Raw genomic sequence first — 6,163 nt, forward strand, 5'->3', positions numbered from 1 at the left:
CGCCAAGGCGGTGAGCGGCTCGCCGCCATCCCGTGCGGCGGGGCATCATGGTCGGCATGACCGACACCGCGACGGGCGCCAACACCGCCGATGAGCAGGGCCGTTATGTGATCCCCGGTGGGGAGTTCACCCGTGACCAGCGCTACATCGCCACTCGGATCACCGCCGACGGCCGGGACGGCTACCCGGTCGAGCCAGGCCGCTACCGGCTCGTGGTCAGCCGGGCCTGCCCGTGGGCGAGCCGGGCGGTGATCGTACGGCGGCTGCTCGGGCTGGAGCGGGCGCTGCCGATGGCGGTCGCCGGGCCGACGCACGACGCGCGCAGCTGGACCTTCGACCTGGACCCGGACGGCCGGGACCCGGTGCTGGGCATCGAGCGGCTGCAGGACGCCTACTTCGCGCGGTTCCCCGGTTACGAGCGCGGCATCACGGTGCCCGCGATCGTGGACGTGACCACGGGCAAAGTCGTCACCAACGACTACGCCCCGATGACGATCGACCTGTCGCTGGAGTGGACGGCCCATCACCGGCCGGGCGCGCCGGAGCTGTACCCGGCCGCGCTGCGCGCCGAGATCGACGAGGTCAACGCCGTGGTGTTCAAGGACGTCAACAACGGGGTGTACCAGTGCGGCTTCGCCGGGTCGCAGCGGGCGTACGAGGCGGCGTACCGGCGGCTGTTCGCTCGGCTGGACGATCTGTCGGAGCGGCTGGCCACGCGGCGTTACCTGGTCGGCGACACGATCACCGAGGCCGACGTGCGGCTGTTCACGACGCTGGTGCGCTTCGACGCGGTGTACCACGGGCACTTCAAATGCAACCGGCAGAAGCTGGCCGAGATGCCGGTGCTGTGGGCGTACGCGCGGGACCTGTTCGCCACGCCGGGGTTCGGCGACACGGTTCACTTCGGGCACATCAAGTCGCACTACTACGAGGTGCACCGCGACATCAACCCGACCGGGGTGGTGCCGGCCGGGCCGGACCTGTCGGGTTGGCTCACCCCGCACGGGCGTGAGGAGTTGGGCGGCCGTCCGTTCGGCGACGGCACCCCGCCCGGCCCGGTCGCGCCCGGCGAGACCGTTCCGAGCCTGACCGCAGAACCGGTCACCTGAGCCGTTTCGCGCACTCCTCGGCGACGAATGCCTGCAGGTCTGGGCCCATGGACGCGGCCGCCGTCCCGGCCTTGTCCAACCAGGCGCGCTGTGCCTCGGTGAGCGTGATCAACAGGTCGTCGCCGACGAGGCCGGTGTCCAGCGCCGCGCACCACTCGTCGCGGTCCTCACCCGACAACCCGTCGTTCCACCATGAAGACATGCTCTGCTCGTCCATGGCCTCGACGTTACGACGTGATCGAGGGGCACGCGTCCGGAAACGCGTACCCCTCGGGTATCAGATCGGGCGGGCGGACGATGGCACCCCACCCGGCCCGGTGGCGCCCGGCGAAGCGGTGCCGGAATTCGCCCGAGGTGTCTGAAGCCGCACTTCGCGGCCATGGCACACTCGCCCGGTGAAGATCAATCAAGCCGATGTACGCGACGTCGGCGGGCTGGCCCGGCTGCTGTGGCTGGACACCGTCAAGGAGGAACCGGAAGGGCGGTCCGTGGACGCGTTCGCCACGGAACTCGCGCAGTGGTGGGTCGGCCACCGGGACTCGCACCTGGCGTTCGTCGCCCGGGTCGGCGAGGCGGAGATCGTCGGCATGGCCTGGGTCGCGCTCCTGCCCCGCATCCCTCGACCAGGCGCGACCAACCGGCTGTCCGCGGACATCCAGACCGTCTTTGTGCTGCCGGAGCAACGTGGACAAGGCATCGGCTCGGCGCTTGTGCAGGCTGCTTCGGTGCATGCGACGCACCTGGGAGCCATCCGCGTGACGGTCCACTCCGGCCGCAGGGCGGTATCGGTGTACGAACGGCTGGGCTTCCAGTCGTCGCGGCAGCTCCTGCAGCGCCCACCCGACTGATCCCCGGCGACCTGACGGGAGCCGGTCACACCGCGGCGAGCACCGCCGGGATCTCGTCGGCGATCTCCCGGGCGAGGAAGCCGATCCGGCCGAACCGGGGGGCCAGGCGTTGGGCGCTGCCGGCGTGGGCGTACGCCGCCCAGCACGCCGCCTGCGCGGGCTCCGCGCCCCGGCACAGCAGCCCGGTGACGACCCCTGCGCGGACGTCGCCGCTGCCGGAGGTGCCCAGGCCGCTGCCGCCGGTCTGCTCCCACCAGGTGCGGCCGTCCGGGTCGGCGATGCGCCCGAACAGCGACACCACGGCGCGGTAGCGCTCGGCGATGCGTACCGCGGCGTCCATGAGGTCTTCGTCGAGTTCGCCGCCGAGCAGGTAGCGGGCTTCGTCGACGTTGGGGGTGAGCACGTAGGAGCCGGGCCGGTCGGCGGTGAGCGACGGGTCTTTGCTGAGCGCGCCGAGGGCGTAGGCGTCCAGTACCACGGTGGTTTCGGGTCGGGCGGCCGCGAGCACGTGGCGCAGCAGGGCTGCGGCGTGGTCGATGTCGCCGAGGCCGGGTCCGACGGCGACGGCCGACGCCTGCCCGGCCAGTTCGGCGAGCCGGTCCGGCAGGGTGCGGTCGGCGTGGGGTTCGGGCAGGTCGAGCACGAGCGCTTCGGGCACCTGGATGCTGAGCGCGGTCGCGGTGGACTCCTCGACGGCGAGCTGGAGCACGCCCGCGCCGGCGCGCAGTGCGGCGACTCCGGCGAGCAGGACCGCGCCGGGGGTGTGCCGGGAGCCGCCGACGATGAGGGCGGTGCCGCGGCTGTCCTTGGCTCCGGCGACCTCGGGCAGCGGCCAGTCGCGCAGCAGTTGGACGGTGACGATGGCGGGTTCAGACCGGTTCGGCACGCAGGCCCTCCTCGCGGGTCGGGGTGGTGTCGCGGGCGCGCAGGTGGGCGACGTCGTTGAACAGCTGCGGGGTGAGGCGGCCGTCGCCGTCGCGGGTCCAGACGCTGACGGAGGTGTTGACGATGGCCTCGGCGCGGCTGAGGTCGAGCAGGCGCTGCTCGTCGAGGTCTTCGACGAGGTAGCGGATGATCTGCACGACGACGTCGTGGGTGACCAGCAGGACGCGGCGGCCGTCGTGGTCGCGGCGCAGGTCGGCCAGCAGCGCCCGGATGCGCAGTGCGACGTCGGCCCAGGATTCGCCGCCGGGCGGGCGGTAGTAGAACTTGCCGAGGCGCTGGCGGCGCTCGGCCTCGGTGGGGTGCAGCTCCTGTACGCCGCGGGCGGTGAGCAGGTCGAGGATGCCCAGTTCCCGGTCGCGCAGCCGCTCGTCGCAGGACAGGCTCAGGTCGAGTCCGTCGGTCATGGCCTTGGCCGTGTCGCGGGTGCGCAGATAGGGCGAGACGAGCACCAGGTCGGGTTTCGGCTGGCCGGCCAGCCAGCCGCGGGTGGCGGCGGCCTGTTCGCGGCCCAGGTCCGACAGGGGCACGTCGGGGTCGCGTGGGGCGAGGTCCAGGCGCTGCGCCCCGGAGCCTTCGGCGAGCACGGCGGCGACGTTGCCGATGCTCTCGGCGTGGCGTACGGCGCCCAGCCACTGCAGCTCGCCCATGTCTCCCCTTGTCCGCGATGAGGTCATTGAGGTACCCGCCCGGTCGCCGCCGACACCTCCTCCCAGGAAGTGATCATGAAGTTGTGCCGGGGACACACCGTCGAGCCGTGCCATAGGTTCATGATCAGCGCGGAGGGGGTCAGGGGAGGATGGCGTCGACGTAGCCGCCGTCTACGCGCAGGGCGCCGCCGGTGGTGGCGGAGGCCTGGTCGGAGCACAGGTAGGCGACCATGTTGGCGATCTCTTCGGGTTCGATGAGGCGCTGGAGCAGCGATTGGGGGCGATGCTCGCGCATGAACTGCCGCTGAGCCTGGTCCCAGGGCAGGTCTGAGCCGACGAGTTCGGCGACGAAAGTCTCCACGCCCGTGGTGTGGGTGGGTCCGGCGATGACGGAGTTGACGGTGACGCCGGTGCCGGCGGCCGCCTTGGCGTAGCCCCGGGTGACGGCGAGCAGCGCGGTCTTGGTCATGCCGTAGTGGACCATCTCGATCGGGGTGACGATCGCGGAGTCGCTGGCGATGGACTGGACCCGACCCCAGCCGCGTTGCATCATGCCCGGCAGGTACATCCGGATGAGGCGTACTGCCGACAGGACGTTGACCTCGAAGAAGCGACGCCACTCGGCGTCGTCGATCTCCAGCACCGGTTTGGCTTCGAAGATGCCGAGGTTGTTGACGAGGATGTCGAGCTGCGGCATCGCGTCGACCATGACCGCCGCCCCCTCGGCGGTGGCCAGGTCTGCGGCCACGGCGGTCACGGTCGCGTCGGGCACGGCTTCGCGCAGTCTGGCCGCCGCCTGGTCGGTGGACGCGCCGCGGCCGTTGACGACGACGTGCGCGCCGCAGCGGGCCAGCGCTTCGGCGATGGCATAGCCGATGCCCTGGGTGGAGCCGGAGACGAGCGCGGTGCGCCCGGACAGGTCGATCATCACCGGTTCATCATCGCAGCGAAACGGTGCGGTCCGGGCTCATCCGGGCACAGCGGCTCAGGCGTCGGCAGCACCCCGCTGCTCAGCCGGTGACAGCCCGACGCCGGGGCAGGGGCGCTCCAGGCGCTGCTGCTCGCGCAGGTGTTCCGGGGCCAGCCAGCGAGCGAGGTGGTATCCGGCGATGGTGACGATGGTGCCCAGCGCGATGCCGCTGAGCTGGAACGTCGGGCTGAACACCAGCGAGGTGTCGCCGATCGCGATGATGATGCCCGCGGCCAGCGGGACGAGGTTGATCGGGTTGCCGAAGTCGACCCCGTTCTCCTTCCAGATCTTCGCGCCGAGCAGGCCGATCATGCCGTACAGGACGACGGTGATGCCGCCGAGCACGCCGCCCGGGGTGGCCGAGATGATCGCGCCGAACTTCGGCGAGAAGCCGAACAGGATCGCCACGATCGCCGCGATGAAGTACGCCGCCGTGGAGTAGATCCGCGTCGCCGCCATCACCCCGATGTTCTCCGCGTACGTGGTGGTCGGCGAGCCGCCGACGGAGCTGGCCAGCATGGTCGCGACGCCGTCGGCGCCGATGGCCTTGCCCATGACCGGGTTGAGGTCGCGGCCGGTCATCTCGGCGACCGCCTTGACGTGCCCGGCGTTCTCGGCGATCAGCGCGACGACCGCGGGCAGCACCAGCAGGATGAAAGCGAACGAGAACGCGGGGGCGTGCCAGCCGGCGACCTCGTTGCCGTCGGCGCCGGTGGTGGTGTGCGGCGGGAAGCCGACCCAGGGCGCGGCGGCGACCCCCGACCAGTCGACCCGGTCGTGGGTGGTCGGGCCGCTCGCGCCGGGCAGCACCGAGGTGATCGGACCGGCGACCCGGTCGAGTAGCCAGGACAGCAGGTAACCGAAGATCAGGCCGAGGAAGATGGCGATGCGCCCGACGAAGCCGCGGGCGGCGACCGCGACCACGATGACGAACGTCATCGTCACCAGGGCCGTCCACTGGTCCTGCGGCCAGTACACCGAGGCCACGACCGGGGCGAGGTTGAAGCCGATCAGCATGACCACCGCGCCGGTGACCACGGGGGGCAGCACGGCGTGCAGCACCCGGAAGCCGAGCAGGTGGATGAGCAGGCCGCACAGCGCCAGCACCAGACCGGCGACCAGGATCGCGCCGGTGACCTGCGCGGAGTCGCCGCCCTGGGCTCGGATCGCCGCGACGGCGCTGACGAACGACGCCGAGGTGCCCAGGTAGCTGGGCACGATGCCCTTGACGATGAGCAGGAAGCAGATGGTCGCGACACCGCTCATCATGATCGCCAGTTGCGGGTTGAGGCCCATGACGATCGGGAAGACGAACGTCGCCCCGAACATGGCCACCACGTGCTGCGCGCCGAGGCCGACCATGCGCGGCCAGGACAGCCGCTCGTCGGGCGCGACGACCCGGCCGGGCGGCGGAGTCCTGCCCCCGTAGACCTCACGCCAACCGAACACCGGCCACCTCACGCCCGCTCGCGCCCACCGAACCGTCCGCAGCCGACTACCCGGCGCAACTGACTGCTCACAGGATGCACCGCGCGAGGGCCCGCCCGGGCCGGGCCACGCCGTGGCGGTCGCCGATCGCTGTCCGTCCCCGCCGGAGGGGCCACGTCCACCGCGGCTACATCTTTTTTGATGTGGCCACATCAA

The 6,163-nt window shown here is 71.5% G+C and carries 7 protein-coding genes; 2 read left to right on the forward strand and 5 right to left on the reverse strand.

The features are described 5' to 3' along the window. Positions 1–56: 56 nt before the first annotated feature. On the forward strand, positions 57–1,109 hold the full coding sequence (locus AB0B66_RS40355) for a glutathione S-transferase C-terminal domain-containing protein (RefSeq protein ID WP_360540320.1): 1,053 nt from the start codon (positions 57–59) through the stop codon (positions 1,107–1,109). Here the strand turns inward: AB0B66_RS40355 and AB0B66_RS40360 are convergent. Next, a complete protein-coding gene (locus tag AB0B66_RS40360; RefSeq protein ID WP_360540322.1) occupies positions 1,102–1,326 on the reverse strand; it encodes a hypothetical protein in 225 nt (74 codons plus the stop codon). The two genes, AB0B66_RS40355 and AB0B66_RS40360, sit on opposite strands and share 8 nt — an antisense overlap. Positions 1,327–1,504: 178 nt before the next feature. Here AB0B66_RS40360 and AB0B66_RS40365 point away from each other — a divergent pair, with 178 nt between their 5' ends. Further along, the gene (locus tag AB0B66_RS40365) at positions 1,505–1,957 is read left to right on the forward strand and encodes a GNAT family N-acetyltransferase (protein ID WP_360540324.1); all 453 of its coding nucleotides are present in this window, start codon (positions 1,505–1,507) and stop codon (positions 1,955–1,957) included. 25 nt (positions 1,958–1,982) lie between these two features. On the opposite strand, the gene AB0B66_RS40370 is transcribed toward AB0B66_RS40365, so the two are convergent. From AB0B66_RS40370 to AB0B66_RS40385, 4 genes are all read right to left on the reverse strand, one after another. Beyond that, the gene (locus AB0B66_RS40370; RefSeq protein WP_360540326.1) at positions 1,983–2,843 is read right to left on the reverse strand and encodes an NAD(P)H-hydrate dehydratase; all 861 of its coding nucleotides are present in this window, start codon (positions 2,841–2,843) and stop codon (positions 1,983–1,985) included. Beyond that, positions 2,827–3,549: a histidine phosphatase family protein gene (locus AB0B66_RS40375; protein WP_360540328.1), complete on the reverse strand. Its 723-nt coding sequence runs from the start codon at positions 3,547–3,549 to the stop codon at positions 2,827–2,829. Before AB0B66_RS40375 ends, AB0B66_RS40370 begins: the two co-directional genes overlap by 17 nt. A gap of 139 nt (positions 3,550–3,688) precedes the next feature. Then, a complete protein-coding gene (locus AB0B66_RS40380) occupies positions 3,689–4,477 on the reverse strand; it encodes an SDR family oxidoreductase (protein ID WP_360540336.1) in 789 nt (262 codons plus the stop codon). A 57-nt stretch (positions 4,478–4,534) separates the two neighbouring features. Next, positions 4,535–5,968 (reverse strand): solute carrier family 23 protein, encoded by a 1,434-nt coding sequence (locus AB0B66_RS40385; protein WP_360540330.1) that lies wholly within the window; start codon positions 5,966–5,968, stop codon positions 4,535–4,537. Positions 5,969–6,163 lie beyond the last annotated feature (195 nt).

It is taken from the genome of Catellatospora sp. NPDC049111, from assembly GCF_040648615.1.
Lineage (GTDB): Bacteria > Actinomycetota > Actinomycetes > Mycobacteriales > Micromonosporaceae > Catellatospora > Catellatospora aurea.